Here is a 24,290-nt window from a genome sequence, read left to right as displayed (position 1 = left end):
ATGATCACTCTCAATGACCGGCGCCGAAGGAAATTTTAGCGATGGTTCCTGCGGATAAGCTCGTCTTGCCGTTTTTGGCGTTGCCACGCGCAACCAAGCGCGCACTTGCATTACTCGTCGATGCCAGCCTATGCGTCCTGACTGTCTGGTTTGCTTACTGCCTTCGCCTGGACGGTTGGGTGGTCCTTCAGGGGATACAATGGCTGCCGGCCATCGTTTCACTAGTCGTTGCCATTCCGATCTTCATTGTTCTCGGGCTCTATCGGGCCATCTTCCGATATGCCGGGCTTTCCGCCTTCATGACGGTCGTCAAGGCGGTGTCGATCTATGCCCTGGCCTTCATGACCATCTTCACCGCGATCAGCGTTCCCGGCGTGCCGCGCACCGTTGGCATCCTGCAGCCGCTGCTGCTTTTGATCGCCATAGGCTTGTCGCGCATGTGGACACGCTATTGGCTGGGAAATGCCTATCAGCGACTGCTGAACCGCAGCGCCTTGGCGAAGGTCCTGATCTACGGAGCCGGAGCATCAGGGCGGCAGCTTGCAGGCGCGCTTGCCAACAGTTCCGAATTGAATGTGGTCGGCTATCTCGACGATGACCGGCACCTGCACGGCAGCATCATGGCCGGCCTGCCGATCTACAATCCGCGCGATCTGGCGGCTTTGGTTGAATCGAGCGGCATTCGGGACGTGCTTCTGGCTCTCCCCAATGCGGCGCGCCAGCGTCGCAACGAAATCCTCGAGAATATGCGCAAGGCGCGTGTAACTGTCCGTACCATGCCTGACCTGACCGCCCTGGCACAGGGACTTATCTCCATATCCGATTTGAGAGAGCTCGACATAGAAGACCTCCTCGGGCGCAACATCATCGCCCCAGACCAAGCACTTCTCGATCGCAATATTCGCAACAAGGTCGTTCTGGTCACGGGCGCCGGCGGCTCGATCGGCAGCGAGCTTTGTCGCCAGATTCTAAAGAACCGGCCCGCCAGCCTGCTCCTCGTGGAGCAGAACGAGTACGGGCTCTACGCCATCCACGGCGAGCTTGAAAAATCGGCACTGACGATCGGCGACAGCGATATCCGCATTATTCCCTTCCTGGCATCGGTGCGCGACGTTCAGCGCCTTCATCACATCATGAACGCCTGGAAGCCGCACACGGTCTACCATGCGGCTGCCTACAAGCATGTGCCGCTTGTCGAGTACAATCCGACCGAAGGAATAAAGAACAATGTGCTTGGCACCGTTGCCGCAGCCCGGGCAGCGCAGAACGCCGGCGTCGAGAATTTCGTTCTGATCAGCACGGACAAGGCGGTCCGCCCCACCAATATCATGGGTGCAAGCAAGAGATTGGCGGAGATGGTGCTGCAGGCGATCGACGCAGAGGAACCTGTTGGCGGGATGCGCACCAATTTCTCGATGGTCCGTTTCGGAAACGTGCTCGGCTCCTCGGGCTCGGTCGTCCCGCTGTTTCGCCAGCAGATCCGTGACGGTGGACCGGTAACGCTGACGCATTCGGAGATTACCCGCTATTTCATGACCATTCCGGAAGCATCCCAGCTGGTTATCCAGGCAGGCGCGATGTCGACCGGCGGCGACGTCTTTGTTTTGGATATGGGTGAGCCGGTAAAGATCGCCGATCTTGCGCGGCGCATGGTTGAGTTGTCCGGCCTCATTGTGCGTGACGAGGAAAATCCCGACGGCGATATCGAGCTTCACATCACAGGCCTCAGGCCCGGCGAGAAGCTTTACGAAGAGTTGCTGATCGGCGACGATCCGCAACCGACCCCTCATGCAAGGATCATGCGCGCCCGCGAGGATTTCCTGCATTGGCCGGAACTGTCGAGAAGGCTGGCGGCGCTCGAAAAAGCGCTTGATGACAACGATATCCCATCGGCCCGCACGATGCTGGAGACATTGGTCTCCGGCTATACGCCGAGCGTCGATGTCGTCGACCTTGTCTTTCGCGAACGTGAGACCGACACGGCAGCATAGCGGTCGGTGTAGGAAAGCGGCCGATGACCTATCCGCGCGACCCGGAACGCGCTCTCAGGGCGTAGAGCCAGCGGCGCAATTGATCGTGGGTCCGGAACCAATGCGCCGAAGCCCGCAGGATGAAATGCTTCTTGACGGCTCGATAATGCGATCTCTTGCCGATCGTCGTTTCGCTCCTGTGCGGACCGAAATCTGCCAGATTGCCCTCGGTGGAAAATGTACCAACACCAGTCGCCCATCCACGCTCGAGTGCCACGTCATAAGGCAGCAACATCGGGCGCAGCGTCATTAGCAGCTTCCTTGCAGCACTTCTGGTGACGATATAGCAGGCAGCCGAGCCTTGCGGCCCATGCAAGCAGCGTCCGACAACATCTCTTTCGGCACTTTCCGTTGCGCGCCTGAAACCCACCATTCTATGGTTGACCAGCTTGATGAGGCCCGCGCTCGGGACAGCTTCGAGCGCCGCGAGCGCCCGAGGAATAAGGCGCTCATTGAGGTCGATATCATCTTCCATGATGATCGCAGCGGCATCGCCACTGTCGACGAATTGCGTCAGAGCCATTATATGACTGCGGTAACAGCCATACTCGCCTGCGAGAGCCTTTCGACCATTGTGATAGACGAACTGCCTTTGATTGAAGTCGGCGCGCTCGTGTTCGCCGACCAGTCTTCCGTCGACCGCACCGACGCGGACGACGTTCAGTCCGAACTGCACTGCCTGAGCGCGCAGCCTCTGCCAGCGCTCCGCGCAGCGATCAAGATTGATGGCGTAGATGAAAATAGGCGAAGCCGGCGTCTCGACGCTCAGGTCGTCGGCAAAAGATTTGGTCCGACTGATCCGCTCAAGAATTGCACCGACTCCCGCTACAAATACGGCTGCATCGCGACGCCGTATAAATGTCACAAGTATCTCGCCCAATACAAACTCTGATTGCGCGGTAACTATGTTAATACAAGCTAATGGCATTTCCTGGTTTCGATTTCAAGCGCATGACAGTGACGCTCGCGCGAAAGCTCAACCGTATTCCCCAGGCTTGAGCCATCCTCCTGATCCCGGTAACGAAGTTGGGAAGCATCACAGAGCCTTTTCGCTACCCTTCCGCTTTTCCTTGGGCAAGCCAGTGATTATATCCACGATAGCCGCATTTGCATGACGTATCGTAAGGGTTTCGGCAAAGATGAAGATCATCTCGAACATGGCTGTAGCGACCGCACTTGCTCTTTTGCCCGGTGGCGCCTTTGCCCTCAGCCTCACCGATCCAATCCCGCCCGGCCATATCGTTTACCCCTACAAGGACCTTCCTGGTGTCACGGCGCCACATCCGGCTGTCGATGATAACTTCAAATGCCACACCGCCATCGGTCACCTGCGCGAGATTGACGGCATCCGCTTCCGAAGCCTTCCTCGGCTGATCTACGTTTGCGAGCAGAATGGCGTCATTTCCGAAAGCACGCGCCCGCCGAACCGACCATATTGGCAGTATAACGATCCTGAGAGATAGTCGCGAACACTGGGTGGAATTACCGAGGGCAAGTTTTCGCTCCCGACGGCGACTGGGAGGTCTATGTGAAAGGCTTGCGCTGCGGTGGCTACCTTGCCGGGAGTGGATCACGCTCGATAGTCATCGACGATGACGGCACGATCGACATCAACGAGCGCGCAGACAGCTGGCAGTCAGCAGGCTAGTTGGACCGCCAGGATAATGCCCCCTTGAAAGGCTGATCATGCAACGAATTCAAGGGGGATAAATGGGAATGGTGCCCAGAAGAGGACTCGAACCTCCACACCCTTTCGGGTACCAGCACCTGAAGCTGGCGCGTCTACCAATTCCGCCATCTGGGCGACGGTCAGGCATGTAAGGGGGTGGTCGTCCGGTGTCAACAGCGTTTTTGAAGATTTCATGTCAATCCGCAAAAAAGCTGGTCAGGTTAGCTTCGCAGCGAAGGTGCGGATAAGGCCAAGTCCTTGGCTCAACAATGCTTTTGCAGCTTCTTCGCTCGGTCCCTCGACGTAGCACCGCATCTCCGGCGCGTTTCCGGAAGGGCGGAAATGGATCATGCGGCCATCGGCAAGCATGACCCTTAGACCGTCGATGTCGCTCGTCGAGGCAACGCTGCCGATAGGGGCGAGAAAGGTCGCGAGATTGGCGTCCGACGCCCTCAGATAGGCCATCAACGCCGCACTCTTCTCCAAGGCGAAATTCTCCAGTCGATCGGCGGCGGCAAAGGGCAGACGAAAGCCTGACGCGACCGACGACAGCGGCTTGCGCTTACTGGCGGCGGCATGGAGCGTTGCAAGGATGGGCAGGAAACAGTCCCGCGTCGGCAAAGCACGTACCTGGTGACCAGCGACGGTAAAGCTGCTGCCTGTCAAGGTTCCTCCATTCGCTTCGAAACCCATCACAGCCGACTTGCCGCTGGCAATCGCCTCCTGCATTCCGGCAATGACGTAGGGCGAACCGACGCGCGTCCGTGTTACCAAATAGCTGCCTGCCGCCTCGATGCCGGAATTGGACGTCACCGGCGTCACGACGACAGAGGCGCCAAGGTAATTGGCGGCGATGAGGCCGAGCAGATCGCCGCGCAGCGGCTCGCCGGTTTCATCCGTGACGAGCGGACGGTCGCCGTCGCCGTCGGCAGAGACAATCGTATCGAGCCGATAATGCGGAGCCCAACCCTTGAGCAGTGCCACCGTCTCCGGCGAGACGGCTTCGGTGTCGACCGGAATGAAGTCGTCTGAACGGCCGAGGGGCACTACGCGGGCGCCGTAGTGCGACAGCACCAGCCCCAGCACGTCGCGGGCAACGGAACTGTGCTCATAGACGCCGACGGTAAGCCCCCTGAGGCTGTTGTCCGGCAGAAGCGTTGCGTTTCGCTTGAAGAACATCGCCTCGGCCGTGGCAGAGCGATCTTCCGCTGTTCCTGAGGTAGCGTCGAGCGGTCCGTCGCCGATGGCAGCGGCTTCAGCCGCGATCGCCGCCTCGTCCATCTTGTCGATTTCGCCGTCCGGGCGATAAAATTTGATGCCGTTGCGGTCGGCTGGAATATGCGAGCCGGTGATCATCAAGCAGGCGGCTTTCACCTCAAGCCCGTAAAGCGCGAGCGCGGGGGTCGGTATCGTCCCGCAATCGAGCGGCGCAAGGCCTGCGCGCTTGAGCGCTCCGATGCAGATGGCAGCCACCTCGGGGCTCGAGCTGCGGAAATCGCGACCGACAAGGATGGGGTCCCCAGGCTTGGCAAGGCCGCTCTTTTGCAGGTGTCGTGCAAAGGCGGTGGCATAGACTGCCGACGCCCGGCCGTTAAGGTCGACGGACAGGCCGCGAAGGCCGCTGGTTCCAAATTTGAGGCTGGTCATGATACTCCCCGATAAGCTCTCAGTCTTATTGCCTAGGAACCGTGGCCGATCAACACCTTGGATCGGCCAGGTACCGTCTTTGAACGTGCTACGTGCCGCATCAATATGGCGTGAGCCGTACCCGTCGGTCTTTGCGTGCTCCGATTTCGACTTATATCTTGAAGGTGTGTTCCATTTGGAGATCTGGAGCAATGAAGAGACATCGTGAGGCCTGGCGTCGCGAGACCGGGGATCGAGTTTGGATATGAGCGCGATAAACAGATGGATGCTTGGCGGATTGTTGGGCTTTGTTTCGATGATGCAAACCCTTGCGGCTGCGGCAATGCCCATGGCAGGCGTGGTAGCGCAGCGGTCTGACATCGTCGATGCGCAAGTGACTTGCGACGCGCGCGGCTGCTTTAGTTTCGGCCCGCGACAGTCCTATCGCCCTCCGAGCTATCGGCCCCCCGATTACGGCGGAGGGACTTACTACAAACCCCGCGGAACTGTCGTCCAGCCGTTCGTCTACCGCCCGCAGCCGGCAAACCCAGCGCCGGCAACCGGGGTGCCGGCAACCGCCATCAGCAACCGTCACAAGCAATGGTGCGAGGATCGTTACAAATCCTATAGCCGCATCACCGACCTCTACAAGACCCAGACCGGCCACTTCCAGCCATGCCAATCCCCCTATGATTGACAGGCGGCGCCTGCTTAAGCGTCTGTCGCCGTGCGATCGGTATGCCCAAGGTCGCGATCGGGGTCGATGACGTCGCGCACGCGTTGCTTCAGTTCCTTTGGGCCGGGGAAGCCGCCGTCACGCTTGCGCTCCCACAAAAGCTCGCCGTCGATGCGGATCTCGAAATTGCCGCCGGTCCCGGGAATGAGCGCCACTTCTCCCAGGCTATCCGTAAATGTCTGAAGCAGCTCCTGCGCCATCCAGCCGGCCCGAAGCAGCCAGTTGCATTGGGTGCAATAGAGGATGGTAATCCGTGGCTTGTCGCTCATCACATTGATTTCCCGCGGCTGTCGACATCCGCGAACCGGTCGCCAGCCGTCGCTTACTCGTCACTCATCTTCAGCGCAGCAATGAACGCTTCCTGCGGGATATCGACCTTGCCGAACTGGCGCATGCGCTTCTTGCCGGCCTTCTGCTTGTCGAGCAGCTTGCGTTTACGAGTTGCGTCGCCGCCGTAGCACTTTGCGGTTACATCCTTACGCATCGCCGAGATCGTCTCGCGGGCAATCACGTTGCCGCCGATCGCCGCCTGGATCGGGATCTTGAACATGTGCTTCGGGATTAGCTCTTTCAGCTTCTCACACATGTCGCGGCCACGCTTTTCAGCGGCCATCCGGTGGACCAGCATCGACAGGGCATCGACCGGCTCGCCGTTGACGAGGATCGACATCTTAACGAGGTTACCTTCCTTGTAGCCGTCGAGATGATAGTCGAAGGAGGCATAGCCCTTTGAGATCGACTTCAGCCGGTCGTAAAAGTCGAACACCACTTCGTTGAGCGGCAGTTCGTAGGTCAGCATCGCGCGCGTGCCGACATAGGTAAGCTCGGTCTGGACGCCGCGGCGGTCCTGGCAAAGCTTGAGAATGCCGCCGAGATAATCGTCCGGGGTCAGGATCGTCGCCTTGATCCAAGGCTCGCGGATTTCGGCGATCTTGACGACATCAGGCATGTCGGCCGGGTTGTGCAGCTCGCGCTCGCTGCCGTCGGTCATGCTGAGCTGGTAGACGACCGACGGTGCGGTCGCGATAAGGTCGAGATCGAATTCGCGCTCGAGCCGCTCCTGGATGATTTCCAGATGCAGCAGGCCAAGGAAGCCGCAGCGGAAACCGAAGCCGAGTGCCGCGGACGATTCCATTTCGAACGAGAAGCTGGCGTCGTTGAGCCGCAGCTTGCCCATGGCGGAGCGGAGTTCTTCGAATTCGGCCGCATCGACCGGGAACAGGCCGCAGAACACCACCGGCTGTGCCGGCTTGAAGCCGGGCAGGGCCGAAGCGGTTGGGCGCTTGTCCTCGGTGATCGTGTCCCCGACCCGGGTGTCGGCAACTTCCTTGATGCTGCCGGTGAAAAAGCCGATCTCGCCTGGGCCGAGGCTTTCGACAGTCACCATCTTCGGGGTGAGAACGCCGACGCGCTCGACCTGGTACTTGGCATCGGCGCCCATCATGCGGATGGTCTGGCCCTTGGTCAGCACGCCGTCGATGATGCGCACGAGCACCATGACGCCGAGATAGGCGTCATACCAGCTGTCAACCAGCAGCGCCTTCAATGGTGCCTTGTCGCCGCCGGGGCTCTTGGGCGGCGGCAGCCGATGGACGATCGCCTCGAGTACATCGGGAATGCCGAGCCCGGTCTTTGCCGAGATCAGCACAGCTTCTGACGCGTCGATGCCGATGACCTCCTCGATCTGTTCCTTGATGCGGTCAGGCTCGGCGGCCGGCAGGTCGATCTTGTTGAGAACGGTGACGATCTCGTGGTTGTTGTCGATCGCCTGGTAGACGTTGGCAAGCGTCTGCGCTTCCACGCCCTGCGACGCGTCGACGACGAGCAGCGATCCCTCGCAGGCCGAAAGCGAGCGCGAGACTTCGTATGCAAAGTCGACGTGGCCGGGCGTATCGATGAGATTGAGGATGTATTTCTCGCCGTTGTTGGCCTGGTAGTGCAGCCGCACGGTCTGCGCTTTGATGGTGATGCCGCGCTCGCGCTCGATATCCATGCTGTCGAGTACCTGTTCCGACATCTCGCGCTCGGCAAGGCCGCCTGTCGTCTGGATCAGGCGGTCGGCCAGCGTCGATTTGCCGTGGTCGATATGCGCCACGATCGAGAAGTTGCGGATGTGCGAAAGCGGAATGGTCGAATTGGTGCTCATGCGCGCCATATAGCAGCGGCGACAACGTCCGCAAAGCGGTAAATTAACCCTATGCGGGCCCTATTTGTAGACGTGCGGATCCTGGGCGGCCATCGGCACCCGTCATGAACCCTATACCGGCCATTGCTCCAGCTTCCAGGCCGAGTCCCAGAACATCCATTCATATTGCGCCGCGCGGACGAAGGCCTCCAGCATCTGCGCCCGCTCATTGGGCGATGCGGCCTCGGCGGCGATGTCGGTGAGCGCGATCACTTCGCGGGCACCGGCTGCAAATTGCGGGTCGCCATAGGTGTTGATCCACGCCTGAAAGGCATTGCCTACCGTAGCGGGCCGGCGCTTGATCGCCTCCCCGACATCCCAATAGATCCAGAAACAGGGCAGGATGGCGGAAAGCGCGACAGCGTAGGAACTGTGATAGGCGGTGGCCAAGAGGAAGTTCGTGTAGGCAAAGCCGCTCGGCGAGGGCTCGGCAAGGGCGACATCGGCCGCGCTAATGCCGAACGCCGCCAGAAATCCGGCATGCAGGCCCTGTTCGACCTGTATGGCCTTTTGCGCCGAACTCAGGAACCGCACGACCTGCGCGCTATCAGGCGCCTTTGCAGCGACGATCGCCAGGCAACGGGCATAATGGTTGAGATAAAGCGCGTCCTGCTGGATGTAGTGCCGGAAAATTTCGGGCGGCAGCGTTCCATCCGATAGCTTCTCAAGCAGGGGCAAGACATCGATCTTCTGCCGGATCAGCGCGATCGTCCGCCATGCGGCAGCGGTGAAGCTCTCGGTTGTCGGGTCGCCGGCCATGTCGTCATTTCCCGCTATTGTTAGGGTAAGCCGCCTATATCAGGGCCACCGCGGGCCGCAAAGCGGAAAGCGGGTCAAGCGCGGCATGGCGATAGTATCCCTTGATTCCATCGGCAGTCCGTGTATTTCTTCTATAGTAGAAATATGGCGCTTATGATGGAAGACGAACTGGAAATCGCGATCGGCGCACGCGTCAGGCAGCTGCGAGTAGCGCAGTCGCTGACGCTGGACGAGCTCGCCACAGCTTCCGGTGTCAGCCGGGCAATGATCTCGCGCATCGAGCGGGGGGAGGCAAGCCCGACTGCCTCGCTGCTGGGCAGGCTATGCGCGGCGCTTGGCCTGTCACTATCGTCATTCTTTGCCGAGGAAGAGCGTGCCGTCTCGCCGCTTTCCCGCCGCATCGACCAAAAGGTCTGGCGCGATCCGGAAACCGGCTATCTCAGGCGTTCGGTTTCGCCGCCGGGCGCGGCCTCGCCGATAGATCTGGTCGAGGTCGTGCTGCCGGCAGGCGCCCGTGTCAGCTTTCCGCCGCATGCGGCAAGCCACGCAATGACCCAGCATGTCTGGCTCTTCGAGGGCGAGCTTGAAATGACGACGAAGGATGACGTCCACCGTCTCGAGCCAGGCGATTGCCTGTTCATGCCCGTCGGCGACGGCCACGTCTTTCACAATCCCGCCGGCCGGCCGGCGCGCTATTGCGTCGTGCTCAACCGCGGCGGACGCTGAACTGCAGGAGGAGCAAACATGGCGACGATCCGCATTCTGGCCGGCGAAGAGGCACGCGCCGCCATTCCGGCGCTTTCCGGGGTGCTGGTAGATTGCGTCAGCGGCGGAGCCTCCGTGGGCTTCATGAACCCTTACGGGATGGACGATGCGGCACGTTATTGGAAGGATGTCGCCGATGCCGTTGCAGCCGGCACGACCCTCCTTTTTGTCGCCGATGTTGACGGCAGGACGGTGGGAACGGTGCAGATCGGGTTCGCCCAGATGCCGAACCAGCCGCACCGCGGCGATCTGAAGAAGCTGCTGGTGCATCGCGCCGCGCGCGGCAAGGGCCTGTCGCGGTTGTTGATGGATGCTGCCGAGCGGGAAGCCGCAGCACGCGGTAAGACCCTGTTGGTCCTCGATACTGCCACCGGCAGCCCCGCCGAGGCAATCTACCCGAAACTCGGCTGGGTCCGCACCGGCATTATCCCCGGCTACGCCCTCTGGCCCGATGGCGGCTTTTGCGACACGACGATATTCTACAAGCGGATTGCTGCCGCTTAAAAACATCAACCGAGGACCCCAATGCGCGTCATATATTCAGAAGACCATAAGCTCAGGGACGCCAGGACGGAGTTGCACGACGGGCAGCTCGTGACCCCGTTCGAGGCGCCTTTCCGCGCGGAATGGATTCTTGCCGCGGTGGAGCAGGCCGGCTTCGAGGATATCGTTGCCCCTGATATGCATGGCCTGGAAACGGCGCGAAAGGTGCATGATCCGGGCTATCTCGAATTCCTGGAAACCGTCTGGGAACGTTGGGTCGCGGCCGGCTATAAAGGCGAGGCGATAGCGAATTCCTTTGCTGTGCGTCGCACCAGCCAGCGCATCCCGGAAAATATCGTCGGAGTGATCGGCCATTATGCGAACGCGGCCGACACGTCGATAACGAAGGGTTCCTACGAGGCGGCAGTCGCGTCGATGCGCTGCGCCCTGACCGGTGCCGACTGGCTGAACGCCGGCAATCGCTTCGCCTTCGCGCTCTGCCGCCCGCCGGGGCATCATGCGGGCATCGATCTCTTCGGCGGCTATTGCTTCATCAACAACGCAGCAGTCGCGGCCCAGCGCTTGCGAGATCATGGCGCAGCAAAAGTAGCAATCCTCGACGTCGACTTCCATCACGGCAACGGCACACAGGATATCTTCTACCGGCGCGGCGACGTTTTCACCGCTTCGCTTCATGGCGATCCGATCCACGCCTTTCCCTATTTTCTCGGCCACGCCGCTGAGACGGGCGAGGGCGAGGGAGCGGGCGCGAACAGGAATTACCCAATGCCGCGCGACACCCCGTGGAAGACATGGTCGGCAGCCCTTGTCGACGCGCTTTCGCATGTCAAGACTTTCGGCGCGGAAGCGATCGTTCTCTCCCTCGGCGTCGACACATTCGAGCGCGACCCCATCTCGTTCTTCAAGCTGACCTCGGAGGATTTCGTGCGCATGGGTGGCCTGATCGCAGCGGTCGGGCTGCCCGTGCTTGTCTGCATGGAGGGCGGCTATGGCGTCCCGGAAATCGGGCTGAATGTCGTCAACGTGCTGAAGGGTCTGGAAGCATAGAACGTCGAGCCGCCATCAATCTACCTGATACCGGCATGAAAACTTTGCGTTTGTCCAAGCTTTGCCCTCAGCGTAAGAACCCGCCACGTGTGGGGGGCATGCATGGATAGCGACGCTATAGTGACCGGAACGGATGGCGGCGCAGCACTCCTGCAACGGTCCGACGTCCCGCCTTCTTCGAGCGGTGTGGCGGCGGGCGCGGTCATGTGCCTGTTGTCGATGTCCTCGATACAGTTCGGCGCGGCGCTGTCTTCGACTGCCATCGATGCATATGGCGCGGTCGGCGCAACCTGGCTGCGACTGGCTTCCGCCGCACTGATCCTTGCCGTCATCGTCCGGCCGCCGTTGCTGCGCTTCAGCCGCGAGCAATGGATTGGCGCGCTGCTCCTCGGCGCCGTGACCGCCTGCATGACCATGTCCTTTTTCGCAGCGATAGAGCGCATTCCGTTGGGGCTTCTGGTGGCGATCGATTTCCTCGGGCCGCTGTCCGTTGCAGCCTTTGGCTATGGCGCAAGCTGGCGGCTCGCATGGCCGCTGGTCGCCGGCATCGGCGTCGTTCTTTTGGCACGGGACGGGAACGGCTGGGTCGGCAATCTTGAAGGCGTGCTTTTTGCCGGTTGCTCCGCGATCGGCTGGGCGGCCTATATCCTGTTGACCAAAAGGGTCGGCGCGGCCTTCAAAGGGTTCGAAGGCCTGTCGATGTCGCTGATCGTGGCCGCCATCGTGTCGACGCCATTCGGCCTCTTTGCGGCAGCGGACGCATTGACGGTCAAGGGATTGGTTGGCATGGTCGGGCTGTCGATCCTTGTCCCACTTCTGCCCTATGCGCTCGAAATGGTGGCGCTGAGAAGCATGCCGACAGCGTCCTTCGGCATCCTGATGAGCCTTGAGCCGGCCATCGGCGCCGTCGCCGGTTTTCTCATTCTCGCTCAGCCGATGACGGCGCTGCAGATGCTCGGCACCGCCTTCGTGGTTGCAGCCAGCGCCGGGGCTACCCTCATCGCTCGGCGCAGCGAATAGGATCAGGCCGGCTTTGTTGCAGGGTCGTCCAAGGCGGGATTGTAATACAGTGATAGCGACATGCTGCTTGCGATGCGCTCGGCCGTTGCCGTGAACCAATTCTCCGCCTCTTTGGAGGGCGCGATCTCGGCGAGTGTGACGGCAAATAGCGCCAGCCATTCCGGAAAGAGGTCGGGCGCAATGCCCTCGACGCCGAGATGCGCCTGCAGCGGCTTACCGCCATAGGCTCCGCTCTTGAGGGCGACCGACGACCAGAAGCGCTTCATTTTTTCCATATGCTCCGGCCAACGACCGGAAAGCTTGGCGTCGAAAACGGGACCAAGCCGCGGATGCTTCTGGATGCGAATGTAAAAAGTGTCGACGAGCTTCTCGATGAAAGCGGCGTCGACGCCGATCCGCAGCATATCGGTCTCAGCGCGTTCACGGATACCAGCCACATGCGCGGCGCGCCCTTGCAAGTCATTGTTCATGCGATTCTCTCCAACCGTTCACGATCGCATCTTTTGAAAGAGGGATGGCGAACGTCAGCCGTATGTAGGACCTCGGTCGCCGCAACCACAGTGCAGCCATCGCTATTGCGGCAATCTGTCAAACCTCGGCAACATGCCCTTGACCGCAATTGTCTCCCTCTCTAAAGTTTAGAATAATTCTAAAAGGAGAATGTCATAATGTTCGCCGGGCTTTTCAGGTCACCCAAGCGCTCCTTTTCCTCGCTGACCGAACAGGAAATTCTCGCGGTCGCCATTGCTGCCGAAGAGGATGATAGCCGCATCTATCTCGCCTATGCCGACATCCTGAGACAGGATTATCCTGCTTCCGCCAAGGTATTCGAGGATATGGCCGAGGTCGAGGATACCCATCGCAAGACGTTGATCGACATGCATCGCAAGCGTTTCGGCGAGCGTATTCCGCTGATCCGCCGCGAACATGTCGACGGCTTCTACGAGCGCAAGCCCGACTGGCTGCGAAAGAGCCTGCCGCTCGAGGCCATGCGCCAGGAGGCTGAAGCGATGGAGGGGCAGGCCTATCGCTTCTACGTCGAGGCTGCCAAGCGAACATCAGATGCCTCGACGCGAAAGCTGCTTGGCGACCTCGCCTTGGCCGAGCAGGGGCATGAAGATGTTGCGGCCATGCTCGCCGACAAGCACACGCCGACCACCGTCAAGCAGGATGAGGATGCCGATGCGCGCCGCAAGCTGATATTGACCTATGTCCAGCCGGGGCTCGCCGGCCTGATGGATGGTTCGGTTTCGACATTGGCGCCGATTTTCGCCGCGGCCTTCGCCACGCAAGACACCTGGCAGACTTTCCTCGTCGGTCTCTCCGCTTCGGTCGGTGCCGGCATTTCCATGGGCTTCACCGAAGCTGCCCATGACGATGGCAAGATTTCAGGGCGCGGTTCGCCGATCAAGCGCGGGCTTGCCTGCGGCATCATGACGGCGCTCGGCGGCCTTGGCCATGCGCTGCCCTATCTCATCCCGCAATTCTGGACCGCGACGATCATTGCCGGCATCGTCGTGTTCTTCGAACTCTGGGTTATCGCCTTCATCCAGAACAAATATATGGAGACGCCGTTCCTGCGCGCCGCCTTCCAGGTGGTTGTCGGCGGATCCCTGGTCCTTGCCGCGGGAATTCTCATCGGCAACGCCTGACGTTGCCACTCCGGAAAAGCATAGGGCCGGCGATGAAGCCGGCCTTATGCTTGACGGTATCGAGGCGGCGCGATTGCTACTTCACAGCACCGACGACGAGATCGCGGCCATTTTCGATCGTGACCCAGCGGCCGGCATTATAGCTCGCTTGGCGCTTGATGTAGGAATAGGGCGTCTGGTACCAGATCTTCACGTCGTCCTCGAGATTGTCGAGTTCGTAGTCGCCCTGCGCGGTGCGAAGCGTGAGAATGGCATGACCTTCGCCATCCGGCTTGCGCACGACGGTCATGAGAAGGTTTGACGGGGCAAACCCGCGCTGGATGAGGATACGGCGCTTCAGAAGCGCGAAATCCTCGCAATCGCCTGCTGTCACTGGATAGGCCCAGTATTCTTCGACGCCATAGACTTCCATGTCGGTTGCCGGCGTGATCGTCTTGTTGACGTTGCGATTGACCTGGTTGACCGTTGCCCAGTTGTCCGCGGTCATCTTGACCGGCATCAGATCGCGGTTCGGTCCACATTCGTTGCGGTAGCGCTGACAGAAATCATAGTGGCCGATGGGCTGCGAGGTGACGCTGCCGGTCACCATCGAAGGTCCCTCCTGGGAAGCCGGCATCGCCGATGTCGACATCGCAACAATAGCCGCGAAGGCTAGAAACAAGCCCTTTAGACGCACGCCCACTATCCTTGTATCGCCCCTGTATTTATTAACAAATTGTTAACGGAGGAGGATGCGGGTCGTCAATCGTTACTTAAGTGTTAACGCCATCTACCCACGAACATGGTTAAAATGCCGCATAATTTCGGACTTCCGTCACGTGAGCGGAGGACATGTTTGACTATACATCAGGCAGATGCCGCCGATTTGCTACTTGGCTGCCAGCGCCTCGGCGGCGGCAACAATGCGTTCGATGTCCTGCGGCCGCGACAGCCGGTGGTCGCCGTCGCGGATGAGGGTCAAAACGACATCATCGGCCGGCAGATGCTCGACGAGCTTAAGGGCGTGCGAAAACGGCACGTCGGGATCGAGCATCCCTTGGAGAATATGCACGGGGCAGCCCGTCTCGACGATGCCCGTCAGCACCCGATTGGCCCGGCCATCCTCGATCAGTGCCCTGGTGAAAATGTTCGGCTCGGGACTGTATTCCGAGCGTTCCTCGAAATATCCACGGTCTAAAAGCGAGGCACGCTCGATTTCAGTCAGGTTAGGCTCGATGAGATCGGTGGTGAAATCAGCGGCCGGGGCGATCAGAACAAGGCCCTGCAGGATTGGCCCCTTCTTCCTCTTGCGCAATTCCTGCGCCAGCCGAAGACCTATCCAACCGCCCATCGACGAGCCGACGATGACGATGCGCTTTGGCTTGGCGTGGCCAAGGACGGCAAGCGCTTCCTCCAGCCAGCGGGAGATCGTCCCATCAGTGAATTTTCCGCCTGACACGCCATGTCCGGAATAGTCGAAGCGGATGCAGCCAAGGCCGAGCCGCTCCGCCAGCCGATCGAGCTCAAGCGCCTTGGTGCCGCTCATGTCCGAACGGTAGCCGGAAAGCCAGACGAGCGTTGCGCCCTTCGACCCTCTCTTTGCATCGCGCAGCATCATGGCGATCGCTCGCGCCTGATCGTCGCTGCCGACGGTCAGGAATTCGTGTTCGGCGATGTCTAGGGCTTCCGACATAATAAAGACTCCCGTTTTAGGCCCTATAAAACAGTTTTGCCCGGGCTGACAGCAGGTGATTTATGTCTTAAAGCGTGCTATTGACTTCGCCGCAGCTTTAAGAGGCTTTCCGTCAGTTGCGCCGATGGAAGTGGCAGGCTGGAAAAATCCGAAACAATTCGTGGAGAATACGACCATTCGCAGACCTTTTAAAACCGACGCGCCCGTGAAGGAAGGGCCGCGTTCCAACAGGGATATTCGCATCCCCAAAGTCCAGCTCATTGGAGCAGATGGTGCGAATTTGGGCATCGTCCCGACAGACGAGGCATTGAAGATGGCAGAAGATGCCGGCCTCGATCTGGTTGAAATTTCCCCCAATGCCGAACCGCCTGTGTGCAAGATCCTGGATCTGGGCAAGCTGAAATATGCCAACCAGAAGAAGGCCGCCGAGGCGCGCAAGAAGCAGAAGATCGTCGAAATCAAAGAAATCAAGATGCGCCCCAATATCGACACCCATGACTATGAGGTGAAGATGAAGGCGATGGGCCGGTTCTTCGACGAGGGCGACAAGGTCAAGGTGACGTTGAAATTTCGCGGTCGTGAAATGGCCCACCAGGAACTCGGCATGAAGCTTTTGCAGCAGGTCAAGGAAGACACCCTGGAAATTGCCAAGGTCGAAGCCGAACCGAAGCTCGAAGGCCGCCAGATGATGATGGTGCTTGCGCCGAAGTGATAAGCAATTGCCGCTTTGGATCAGAGCCGTCCCTCCGGGCGGCTTTTTCCTTTTTCAAGCACTGTCATCATACTGAAAGATTCCCGCCCTTCGCCCGTTGCACTTTGACGGGACTGCGGTTATAAGCGCGCGTCCGAACTGACCGGCAGGGCATGCCGTGGCAGTTCAGAATGCTTGTGGGTTCGGTTCGTCGCCACCCGCAGTTCAACAACAAAGCCGCCGCACTTTTGCATGACCGGCAAAGCCGGGCCTGCGAGGGGCGCTTTTTAGACAAAGCGCAGCCGGGGCATAGAAGGAGTAGCAAAATGCCCAAGATGAAGACGAAGTCCTCTGCCAAGAAGCGGTTCAAGATCACCGCAACCGGCAAGGTCAAGGCAGCCGCTGCTGGCAAGCGCCACGGCATGATCAAGCGCAGCAACAAGTTCATTCGCGATGCACGCGGCACCATGGTTCTGGCTAAGCCAGATGGCGTCAAGGTCATCAAGAATTACTTGCCGAACGGTCTCTAAGACTTTTCGTACCGCTATATATTAAGGAGATCATGACATGGCACGCGTAAAAAGAGGTGTAACCTCCCACGCCAAGCACAAAAAGGTTCTGAAGCAGGCCAAGGGCTTCTACGGCCGCCGCAAGAACACCATCCGTACGGCAAAGGCAGCGGTCGATCGCTCCAAGCAGTACGCTTACCGCGACCGCAAGGTCAACAAGCGCAATTTCCGCGCTCTGTGGATCCAGCGTATCAACGCTGCCGTCCGCGAATTCGGCCTGACCTACGGCCGTTTCATCGACGGCCTCAACAAGGCTGGCATCGAAGTCGACCGCAAGGTTCTGTCGGACATGGCAATCCATGAACCCGAAGCCTTCGGCGCGCTCGTTGCCGCTTCGAAGAAGGCGCTGGAATACTTGAAGGACGCCGGCACCAAGAACGAGTTCGAAGCAGCCGTCAAGTAATCGACCGGCGCATCGGATATCATTAAAACCCGCGCTGGCGAATCCGGCGCGGGTTTTGTGTTTTCACGGCACTCTTCTCTGATGGTTTTGTCGATTGCCCGGTTGATTGGCCGCCTGCAGATGGGTAGTGATCTCCAGCGCTTCTTCATAGCCACCAGCGATCTGGCGACAGTCTTCGTCGACGTGCTGCCAAGAGAGTGAACGACAACCAGGACTGACGCCGGTAAGGCAGGACACGATGATCGAACTCGACACATTGCAACACCAGCTCATGGCCGACGTTGCCGCAGCGGCCGACGAACAGGCGATCGAGGCTGTAAGGCTCGCAGCTCTCGGCAAGAAGGGTTCCGTATCGGAGCTCTTGAAGACGCTCGGTTCGATGTCGCCGGAAGAGCGCCAGACCCGCGGCGCTGCGATCAACGCGCTAAAGACGGTGGTCGCCGATGCAATCAGCAGCCGCAAGTCGGCCCTGAAGGATGCGGCGATCACCGCCAAACTGAAGGCCGAGACCGTCGACGTCAGCCTGCCGGTGCGCTCGTCCCCGGCCGAGCGCGGCCGCATCCATCCGATCAGCCAGATCGTCGATGAGATCACCGCCATTTTCGGCGATATGGGTTTCTCGATCGCCGAGGGTCCCGATGTCGAGACCGATTACTACAATTTCACGGCGCTGAATTTCCCCGAAGGCCACCCGGCCCGCGAGATGCACGACACCTTTTTCTTCCAGCCGGACGAGAAAGGTGAACGCAAGGTGCTGCGCACCCATACCTCGCCGGTTCAGATCCGCACGATGGAAGCACAAAAGCCGCCGATCCGCATCATCATCCCCGGCAAGACTTACCGGCAGGATAGCGACGCCACGCATTCGCCAATGTTCCACCAGGTCGAGGGCCTCGTGGTCGACAAGAAGGCCAATGTCGCCAACATGCGCTGGGTACTGGAAGAATTCTGCAAGGCATTCTTCGAGGTCGACAGCGTGACGATGCGCTTCCGCCCGTCCTTCTTCCCCTTCACCGAGCCGTCCTTCGAGGTCGACATCCAGTGCGACCGATCCGGTCCGATCGTGAAGTTCGGCGAAGGCACGGACTGGATGGAAATCCTCGGTTGCGGCATGGTCCACCCGAACGTGCTGCGCCACGGCGGTCTTGACCCCGACGAATATCAGGGCTTTGCCTGGGGCATGGGCCTCGATCGCATCGCCATGCTGAAATACGGCATGCCGGACCTTCGAGACTTCTTCAACGCCGACGTCCGCTGGATTTCCCACTACGGCTTCCGCCCGCTCGACATGCCGACATTGTTTGGCGGTTTAAGCGTGTGACATTATATTGTGGTCACGAATAAATAGATGGCGGCATGCGTGGAGCTCAAATGGGACGAAGAAAAGCGGCAAAGAACCCTTTTGGAACGGGGACTTGATTTCGCAGATATCGCACGGTTTGAACCGGACGGCAGCGCCACTTATGTGGACGAGTGAAAAGACTATAGCGGGCCGTGCTTTAACTCTACCCGAATACTTGGACGGAATTCTCTGCAGTTTTTGCTGGACAGCTAGGAATGGCAAAGTGCGCGTCATCTCGATGAGGAAGATCAATGCCCGCGAACGCAAAATCTATGAAGCCGGTCAACACCGATCTCCCGACGTTGGATGATCTGGCAAAAGGAAAAGTCTCCCTGGATGAGTGTGAGAAGGCCGATGGTGAGGATGTTCCGGATTTGACGGATGAAATGATGGCGCGCCCCCGTCCTCAATCAGACTTTCCGGAATTGTCAGCGTTTTTCGAACGAACCCGCGGCCAGCGCGGTCCGCAGAAGACGCCGGTCAAGGAGCGGGTTGGTCTACGCCTCAATAAGGACATTGTGGACTATTTCCGCCACACCGGTCCCGGCTGGCAAAGCCGGATCAATGAGGTGTTGGCGGAGTTTGTGAACACCTCGGGAAAATAGAAAATTTCAGGCGCGAACCTGCCCAGCACCAAGCCTAAAGTTCAAGCGAGACAATAACCGATGAAATTCACACTCTCCTGGCTTAAAGAGCACCTCGAAACCGAGGCGACGCTTAATGAGATCTGCGCGCGCCTGACGATGATCGGGCTGGAGGTCGATGCCGTCGATGACAAGGCGGCGTTCAAGCCTTTTGTGATCGCCAGGGTCCTTTCCGCCGAGAAACACCCTCAGGCCGATCGCCTCAAGGTGCTGATGGTCGATACCGGATCAGGCAAGCCGGTCCAGGTGGTCTGTGGCGCCCCGAATGCGCGCGCCGGTCTCGTGGGTGCCTTCGCTGCCGCCGGCACCTATGTTCCGGGCATTGACGTGACGCTTACGGTCGGCAACATTCGCGGTGTTGAGAGCCACGGGATGATGTGCTCGGAAAAGGAACTCGAAGTTTCCGACAATCACGACGGGATCATCGATTTGCCTGCCGATGCGCCGGTCGGCTCAAGCTATGCCGCCTATGCCGGTCTCGACGACCCGATGATCGACGTCAACCTGACGCCGAACCGTCCGGACTGCACCGGCGTTTATGGCATCGCTCGCGATCTCGCGGCCTCCGGCCTCGGCAGGCTGAAGGTCCGCTCGACGGCGAAGATTGAAGTCGAAGGCGAAACCACGACGGATGTTAAAATCGACCTGGATGACGAGCGCCTTTGCCCGGGCTTCGCTCTGCGTCTGGTGCGCGGCGTCAGCAATGGTCCGAGCCCGAAATGGATGCAGCAGCGGCTGATGGCGATCGGCCTGCGCCCCATCAGCGCGCTTGTCGACATCACCAACTACATGACCTTCGACCAAGGTCGGCCGATGCACGTCTTCGATGCAGCCAAGGTGAAAGGCAACCTCGTCGTCCGCCGCGCCAGGCAAGGCGAGACCGTGCTGGCGCTCGACACACGCGAATACAATCTGTCCCCGAGCAATGTCGTCATCGCCGATGAAAACGGCGTTGAATCGATCGGCGGCGTGATGGGCGGCGAACATTCCGGCTGCGACGAAAATACGAGGGATGTGCTGATCGAATCTGCGCTCTGGGACGCGATGAACATCGCCAAGACCGGCCGCAGCCTCGGCATCATCACCGACGCGCGCTATCGTTTTGAACGCGGTGTCGATCCGGAATATATGGTTCCGGGCCTGGAACGCACCACGGAACTGGTGCTCGATATCTGCGGCGGCAAGGCAGCTAGGGCAAGGGTCGTCGGCTACAAGGGCTACGAAGCCAAGATGGTGGATTTGCCGCTCTGCGAAGTCAAGCGGTTGACCGGCCTCGAAGTCTCTGCCGAAGAAAGCAGATCGATCCTGACAAAGCTCGGCTTCTCGGTGTCCGGCGCCGGAGAGCGCGTCTGCGTATCGGTGCCGTCATGGCGGCCTGATGTCGACGGCAAGGCGGACCTTGTCGAAGAGATCATGCGCATCCACGGCGTCGATAACATCAAGCCCGTGCCGCTTGAGAGCTATGCGGCGGTCAACGGCAAAATCCTGACGACGCTGCAGATCCGCACGCGCACAGCCAAGCGGGCACTTGCGGCGCGCGGCATGCTCGAGGCCGTCACCTGGTCGTTCATCTCGACCGATCAGGCCAAGCTGTTCGGCGGTGGTTCGCACGCGCTGAGACTCGCCAATCCGATCGCGGCCGACATGTCCGACATGCGCCCGTCGCTGCTGCCGGGGCTGCTCAGCGCTGCCCAGCGCAATGCTGACAAGGGTTACGGCGACGTCGCGATCTTCGAGGTGTCGGGCACCTATGAGACTGATACGCCGGACGGTCAGCGACGCGTTGCCGGGGGTGTCCGCCGAGGTACAGCGTCGATCGCGGGCTCTGGTCGCATGTGGTCGAACGCGGCCAAGGGCGGCGGCAAGCCGGTCGACGTCTTCGACGCCAAGGCCGATGCGTTGGCTGTTCTGGAGGCCTGTGGCCTGCCGATGGGCAGTATCCAGATCGAGCAGGGCGGCCGCGACTGGTACCATCCGGGCCGCTCCGGCACCATCAAGATTGGCCCCAAGGTCATCCTCGGCTACTTCGGCGAATTCCACCCGAAAACGCTGGAAGCGCTCGACGTCTCCGGCGCGCTCTGTGGCTTCGAGGTCTATATCGACGCGATGCCTGAGCCGAAGAAAAAGGCGACGCGGACCAAGCCGGCGCTCGAGCTTTCTCCGTTCCAGGCCGTCCGACGTGACTTCGCCTTCGTCGTCGACAGGACGGTTGAGGCGGGCGCCATCATCCGTGCCGCGAGTGGCGCTGATCGCAAGCTGGTGACTGGCGTCAATGTGTTCGACGTCTTCGAAGGTGCATCGCTCGGTGAAGGCAAGAAGTCGGTGGCAATCGAAGTTCAGATCCAGCCGGCGGACCGTACGCTCACCGACGAGGATTTCGAGGTACTGACCCAGAAGATCATAGCCAACGTCGCCAAGACGACGGGCGGCGCGCTGCGCAGCTGATGTCTGAAATTGGGCCTATGAAGCCGGCGATGATCTCGCCGGCTTTTTCATGAATGCAGATGATAGAGCTTGTTGACGATGGCCCAGCGGCCGTCGATCTTCAGCAGCGACAGGTAATCCGAAAAGCGCATCCCGGCGAATTCGTCGACCACGCGGACACTGGCGGCATCACCAGTAATCTCGATCATCTCGATCTCCATCAACGGCTGCGTATCCGGCCGTGCCGGCTCTTGTGCCATGATCGAAGCGATGAATTCGTCGCGCGACAGCCATTCGACAGCACCCCGGTAGTTGCCGATAACGGTCGCTTGTTGGTGAAAAGCCTTCTTTAGCGCGGGCTCGTTGGCAAAAGCCATTCCATCGACATAGAGATGGACCACCGCACGGATCGCCTGCTCCTCAGACATCTCGCTCCCTCCGTTTTGGTCACCTCACGGTAGCACGGTTGCGGGGATCGGGCAAAAGAGGTCTTGGGAGGGCGAAAGCCTCACCGATTGGTCATTGCCAGCGATGCGTCGGAATAGCGCTTGCCCGCGACTTCTGCAAGCGGGATCGCGTTGCTCAGCTCCTCGACCTCGGCGGGCGAAAGCGTGATACCGGCGGCGGCGGCGTTCTGCTCCAGATGATGCAGTTTCCGCGCGCCGGGGATCGGCACGATATCATCGCCCTGGTGCAGCACCCAGGCGAGCGCCAGCTGGGCCGCGGTGACGCCCTTCTCCTTGGCGAGTGCCTCGACGGTTGCGACCAAAGCGGCGTTTGCGTCGAAATTCTCGGCCTGGAAGCGCGGCAGGTTACGGCGAAAATCGTCGGCAGCAAGGTCGTCTATCTTCTGTATCGCGCCGGTGAGGAAGCCTCGGCCGAGCGGACTATAGGGCACGAAGCCGATGCCAAGTTCGCGACAAGTGGCGAGCACGTCCTCTTCCGGGTCGCGCGACCAGAGCGAATATTCGCTTTGCACGGCGGCAATGGGGTGAACGGCATGGGCGCGGCGGATCGTGGCGGAGCTTGCCTCGGAAAGACCGAGTGCGCGAACCTTGCCTTCCCTCACCAGTTCGGCCATTGCACCAACGGTGTCTTCGATCGAAACGTCAGGATCGACGCGATGCTGATAGAATAGGTCGATGACATTGGTATCGAGCCGCCTTAGCGACGCCTCGGCTACTTGCTTTACGTGCGAAGGGCGACTGTCGAGACCCACCATTGACGAGGGTCCGGATTTTGTAAGGTCGAGCTTGAACCCGAATTTTGTGGCGATGATGACCCGATCACGAACGGGTTTCAGGGCCTTTCCGAGAAGTTCTTCGTTGTGGAACGGGCCGTAGGTCTCGGCGGTGTCGAAGAAGGTAACGCCCAGATCGAAAGCGTGGCGCAGCGTGTTGGTGGACTCGTTGTCATCCTTCGCGCCATAGGCAAAGCTCATGCCCATGCAGCCAAGACCGACGGCCGAGACGGTGAGTTCGTTTCCGAGTTTCCGAGTTTCCATGCCTGATGCTCCTTGAGCAGATATTGTTCCGATCGCCAAGCCTTGGGCTGGCCATGCAAGGGGGAAACTAGGGCGCAGCCGACCGTTTGAAAATCCGTGCAAATTGCAACGGGCTGTTCTATAATTTCGATCAATGAACCGCACACAGCTATCCCAACTCGCCGTACTTGCCTCGGTCGCCGCGCACCGCAGTTTCCGGGCCGCGGCAAGGGAGCTTGCAATTGCGCCCTCGGCGGTCAGCCACGCGATCTCCAGTCTGGAAGAGAGCCTCGGGGTTCGCCTGCTTGCGCGAACGACACGCAGTGTCGCCCCGACCGAGGAGGGGCGGCGGTTGCTCGATCGGCTGCGGCCGGCACTGGATGAGATCGGCATCGCGGTCGATGCGGCTATCGAGACACGCGACAGGCCGGCGGGCAATTTGCGTATCACTGCGCCGCGCTTCGCGTCCGATGTGCTGCTTGGGCCGCGCCTTGGCGATTTCCTCAATCTCTATCCCGATATCACGCTCGAGATCGCCAACGAGGATGGTTTCATCGATATCGTCGAGCAGGGTTTCGATGCTGGCATCAGATTTGAAGAGAGCCTCGAGGCGGACATGATTGCGGTGCGGTTTTCGTCAGATCTGCGGACCGTCATTGCAGGTTCGCCGGAATATTTTCAACGTTATCCGAGGCCGCTTCACCCGCGAGATCTTGCGCAACATCGTTGTATAAAGCGCCGCTTCACCAACGGCACGATCTATCGCTGGGAATTCGAGAAGGATGGCCGTGAGTTGGTTGTCGCGATCGATGGCCCCCTGATCGTCAGCGAGGATCGGCTGTCGCTGCTGGCAACACTCAACGGCGCCGGGCTTGGCTATCTTTTCGACATACGCGTCATGAACGAGCTTGCCGAGGGCAAGTTGATCCGCGTGCTGGAGGACTGGTGCCCGCCCTATCCGGGGCCCTTCCTGTATTACCCAAGCCGCCGCCAGATGCGGCCGGCGCTACGGGCCTTCATCGATTTCTTCAAGGTTTCCGGTTGACGATTGTTTGGTCTGCAAGGGGAG

General features: G+C 60.0%; 25 protein-coding genes and 1 tRNA gene. 15 read left to right on the top strand and 11 right to left on the bottom strand.

Going from position 1 to position 24,290, the window contains the following annotated elements; all coding sequences use genetic code 11:
• Positions 1 to 41 precede the first annotated feature (41 nt).
• Entirely contained in the window at positions 42 to 1,991 is a 1,950-nt protein-coding gene (locus AB4Z52_RS12025) for a polysaccharide biosynthesis protein (protein WP_442218144.1), read from the top strand.
• A gap of 28 nt (positions 1,992 to 2,019) precedes the next feature.
• Here the strand turns inward: AB4Z52_RS12025 and AB4Z52_RS12020 are convergent, their stop codons facing one another.
• Positions 2,020 to 2,895: a glycosyltransferase family 25 protein gene (locus AB4Z52_RS12020; protein ID WP_442218143.1), complete on the bottom strand. Its 876-nt coding sequence runs from the start codon at positions 2,893 to 2,895 to the stop codon at positions 2,020 to 2,022.
• 274 nt (positions 2,896 to 3,169) lie between these two features.
• Between AB4Z52_RS12020 and AB4Z52_RS12015 the strand changes: the two genes are divergently transcribed.
• Positions 3,170 to 3,493, top strand: a complete 324-nt coding sequence (locus AB4Z52_RS12015; RefSeq protein WP_442218142.1) for a hypothetical protein — start codon at positions 3,170 to 3,172, stop codon at positions 3,491 to 3,493.
• Positions 3,494 to 3,747: 254 nt separating this feature from the next.
• Here AB4Z52_RS12015 and AB4Z52_RS12010 read toward each other — a convergent pair.
• Together AB4Z52_RS12010 and AB4Z52_RS12005 are read right to left on the bottom strand one after the other, a co-directional pair.
• A tRNA-Leu gene (locus AB4Z52_RS12010) sits at positions 3,748 to 3,834 on the bottom strand.
• A gap of 81 nt (positions 3,835 to 3,915) precedes the next feature.
• Positions 3,916 to 5,346: a phosphomannomutase gene (locus tag AB4Z52_RS12005; RefSeq protein WP_442218141.1), complete on the bottom strand. Its 1,431-nt coding sequence runs from the start codon at positions 5,344 to 5,346 to the stop codon at positions 3,916 to 3,918.
• A gap of 244 nt (positions 5,347 to 5,590) precedes the next feature.
• On the opposite strand from AB4Z52_RS12005, the gene AB4Z52_RS12000 reads away from it, so the two are divergent.
• Complete coding sequence (locus AB4Z52_RS12000; protein ID WP_442218140.1) at positions 5,591 to 6,022, top strand: BA14K family protein; 432 nt, start codon at positions 5,591 to 5,593, stop codon at positions 6,020 to 6,022.
• A gap of 14 nt (positions 6,023 to 6,036) precedes the next feature.
• Here AB4Z52_RS12000 and AB4Z52_RS11995 read toward each other — a convergent pair whose 3' ends face one another.
• The 3 genes from AB4Z52_RS11995 to tenA all read right to left on the bottom strand — a co-directional run bounded on the left by AB4Z52_RS11995 (position 6,037) and on the right by tenA (position 9,005).
• A complete protein-coding gene (locus AB4Z52_RS11995) occupies positions 6,037 to 6,330 on the bottom strand; it encodes a SelT/SelW/SelH family protein (RefSeq protein ID WP_442218139.1) in 294 nt (97 codons plus the stop codon).
• Between the two features lie 53 nt (positions 6,331 to 6,383).
• Positions 6,384 to 8,216 (bottom strand): translation elongation factor 4, encoded by a 1,833-nt coding sequence (lepA, locus tag AB4Z52_RS11990; protein WP_442218138.1) that lies wholly within the window; start codon positions 8,214 to 8,216, stop codon positions 6,384 to 6,386.
• Between the two features lie 102 nt (positions 8,217 to 8,318).
• Positions 8,319 to 9,005, bottom strand: coding sequence for a thiaminase II (tenA, locus tag AB4Z52_RS11985; protein WP_442218137.1), 687 nt, complete (start codon positions 9,003 to 9,005; stop codon positions 8,319 to 8,321).
• A 156-nt stretch (positions 9,006 to 9,161) separates the two neighbouring features.
• Between tenA and AB4Z52_RS11980 the strand changes: the two genes are divergently transcribed.
• The 4 genes from AB4Z52_RS11980 (at position 9,162) to AB4Z52_RS11965 (ending at position 12,341) form a co-directional block, all read left to right on the top strand.
• On the top strand, positions 9,162 to 9,731 hold the full coding sequence (locus AB4Z52_RS11980) for a helix-turn-helix domain-containing protein (protein ID WP_442218136.1): 570 nt from the start codon (positions 9,162 to 9,164) through the stop codon (positions 9,729 to 9,731).
• Positions 9,732 to 9,749: 18 nt separating this feature from the next.
• A complete protein-coding gene (locus tag AB4Z52_RS11975; protein WP_442218135.1) occupies positions 9,750 to 10,274 on the top strand; it encodes a GNAT family N-acetyltransferase in 525 nt (174 codons plus the stop codon).
• Between the two features lie 21 nt (positions 10,275 to 10,295).
• Positions 10,296 to 11,321: a histone deacetylase family protein gene (locus tag AB4Z52_RS11970; RefSeq protein ID WP_442218134.1), complete on the top strand. Its 1,026-nt coding sequence runs from the start codon at positions 10,296 to 10,298 to the stop codon at positions 11,319 to 11,321.
• 102 nt (positions 11,322 to 11,423) lie between these two features.
• Positions 11,424 to 12,341 (top strand): EamA family transporter, encoded by a 918-nt coding sequence (locus AB4Z52_RS11965; protein WP_442218133.1) that lies wholly within the window; start codon positions 11,424 to 11,426, stop codon positions 12,339 to 12,341.
• Positions 12,342 to 12,343: 2 nt separating this feature from the next.
• Here AB4Z52_RS11965 and AB4Z52_RS11960 read toward each other — a convergent pair whose 3' ends face one another.
• Positions 12,344 to 12,811 carry a group III truncated hemoglobin gene (locus AB4Z52_RS11960; protein WP_442218132.1) on the bottom strand — a complete coding sequence of 156 codons (468 nt, stop codon included), beginning with the start codon at positions 12,809 to 12,811 and terminating at the stop codon, positions 12,344 to 12,346.
• A gap of 198 nt (positions 12,812 to 13,009) precedes the next feature.
• Between AB4Z52_RS11960 and mbfA the strand changes: the two genes are divergently transcribed.
• Positions 13,010 to 13,993, top strand: a complete 984-nt coding sequence (mbfA, locus tag AB4Z52_RS11955) for an iron exporter MbfA (RefSeq protein WP_442218131.1) — start codon at positions 13,010 to 13,012, stop codon at positions 13,991 to 13,993.
• A 76-nt stretch (positions 13,994 to 14,069) separates the two neighbouring features.
• On the opposite strand, the gene AB4Z52_RS11950 is transcribed toward mbfA, so the two are convergent.
• Both AB4Z52_RS11950 and AB4Z52_RS11945 read right to left on the bottom strand, forming a co-directional pair.
• Positions 14,070 to 14,669, bottom strand: a complete 600-nt coding sequence (locus tag AB4Z52_RS11950) for a transglutaminase-like cysteine peptidase (protein WP_442218130.1) — start codon at positions 14,667 to 14,669, stop codon at positions 14,070 to 14,072.
• A 192-nt stretch (positions 14,670 to 14,861) separates the two neighbouring features.
• Positions 14,862 to 15,665: an alpha/beta hydrolase gene (locus tag AB4Z52_RS11945; protein WP_442218129.1), complete on the bottom strand. Its 804-nt coding sequence runs from the start codon at positions 15,663 to 15,665 to the stop codon at positions 14,862 to 14,864.
• Positions 15,666 to 15,840: 175 nt separating this feature from the next.
• On the opposite strand from AB4Z52_RS11945, the gene infC reads away from it, so the two are divergent.
• From infC to pheT, 6 genes are all read left to right on the top strand, one after another.
• Positions 15,841 to 16,377, top strand: a complete 537-nt coding sequence (infC, locus tag AB4Z52_RS11940) for a translation initiation factor IF-3 (protein WP_442218285.1) — start codon at positions 15,841 to 15,843, stop codon at positions 16,375 to 16,377.
• Between the two features lie 305 nt (positions 16,378 to 16,682).
• A complete protein-coding gene (rpmI, locus tag AB4Z52_RS11935; RefSeq protein ID WP_442218128.1) occupies positions 16,683 to 16,886 on the top strand; it encodes a 50S ribosomal protein L35 in 204 nt (67 codons plus the stop codon).
• Between the two features lie 37 nt (positions 16,887 to 16,923).
• The gene (gene rplT, locus AB4Z52_RS11930) at positions 16,924 to 17,328 is read left to right on the top strand and encodes a 50S ribosomal protein L20 (RefSeq protein ID WP_442218127.1); all 405 of its coding nucleotides are present in this window, start codon (positions 16,924 to 16,926) and stop codon (positions 17,326 to 17,328) included.
• A 238-nt stretch (positions 17,329 to 17,566) separates the two neighbouring features.
• Complete coding sequence (gene pheS / locus AB4Z52_RS11925; protein WP_442218126.1) at positions 17,567 to 18,649, top strand: phenylalanine--tRNA ligase subunit alpha; 1,083 nt, start codon at positions 17,567 to 17,569, stop codon at positions 18,647 to 18,649.
• Between the two features lie 272 nt (positions 18,650 to 18,921).
• Positions 18,922 to 19,275, top strand: coding sequence for a BrnA antitoxin family protein (locus AB4Z52_RS11920; RefSeq protein ID WP_442218125.1), 354 nt, complete (start codon positions 18,922 to 18,924; stop codon positions 19,273 to 19,275).
• Between the two features lie 60 nt (positions 19,276 to 19,335).
• The gene (pheT, locus tag AB4Z52_RS11915; RefSeq protein ID WP_442218124.1) at positions 19,336 to 21,759 is read left to right on the top strand and encodes a phenylalanine--tRNA ligase subunit beta; all 2,424 of its coding nucleotides are present in this window, start codon (positions 19,336 to 19,338) and stop codon (positions 21,757 to 21,759) included.
• 47 nt (positions 21,760 to 21,806) lie between these two features.
• On the opposite strand, the gene AB4Z52_RS11910 is transcribed toward pheT, so the two are convergent.
• Positions 21,807 to 22,166, bottom strand: a complete 360-nt coding sequence (locus AB4Z52_RS11910) for a nuclear transport factor 2 family protein (RefSeq protein WP_442218123.1) — start codon at positions 22,164 to 22,166, stop codon at positions 21,807 to 21,809.
• Positions 22,167 to 22,246: 80 nt separating this feature from the next.
• Positions 22,247 to 23,242: an aldo/keto reductase gene (locus AB4Z52_RS11905; protein ID WP_442218122.1), complete on the bottom strand. Its 996-nt coding sequence runs from the start codon at positions 23,240 to 23,242 to the stop codon at positions 22,247 to 22,249.
• A gap of 133 nt (positions 23,243 to 23,375) precedes the next feature.
• On the opposite strand from AB4Z52_RS11905, the gene AB4Z52_RS11900 reads away from it, so the two are divergent.
• Entirely contained in the window at positions 23,376 to 24,266 is an 891-nt protein-coding gene (locus tag AB4Z52_RS11900) for a LysR substrate-binding domain-containing protein (RefSeq protein ID WP_442218121.1), read from the top strand.
• Positions 24,267 to 24,290: the final 24 nt, after the last annotated feature.

Origin of the sequence: Rhizobium sp. 2YAF20 (genome assembly GCF_052114685.1) — a bacterium.
In the GTDB taxonomy this organism is placed as follows: Bacteria; Pseudomonadota; Alphaproteobacteria; order Rhizobiales; family Rhizobiaceae; genus Rhizobium.
Note: the sequence above shows the minus strand (reverse complement) of the source record. Positions and strands in the feature narration are given on the sequence as shown.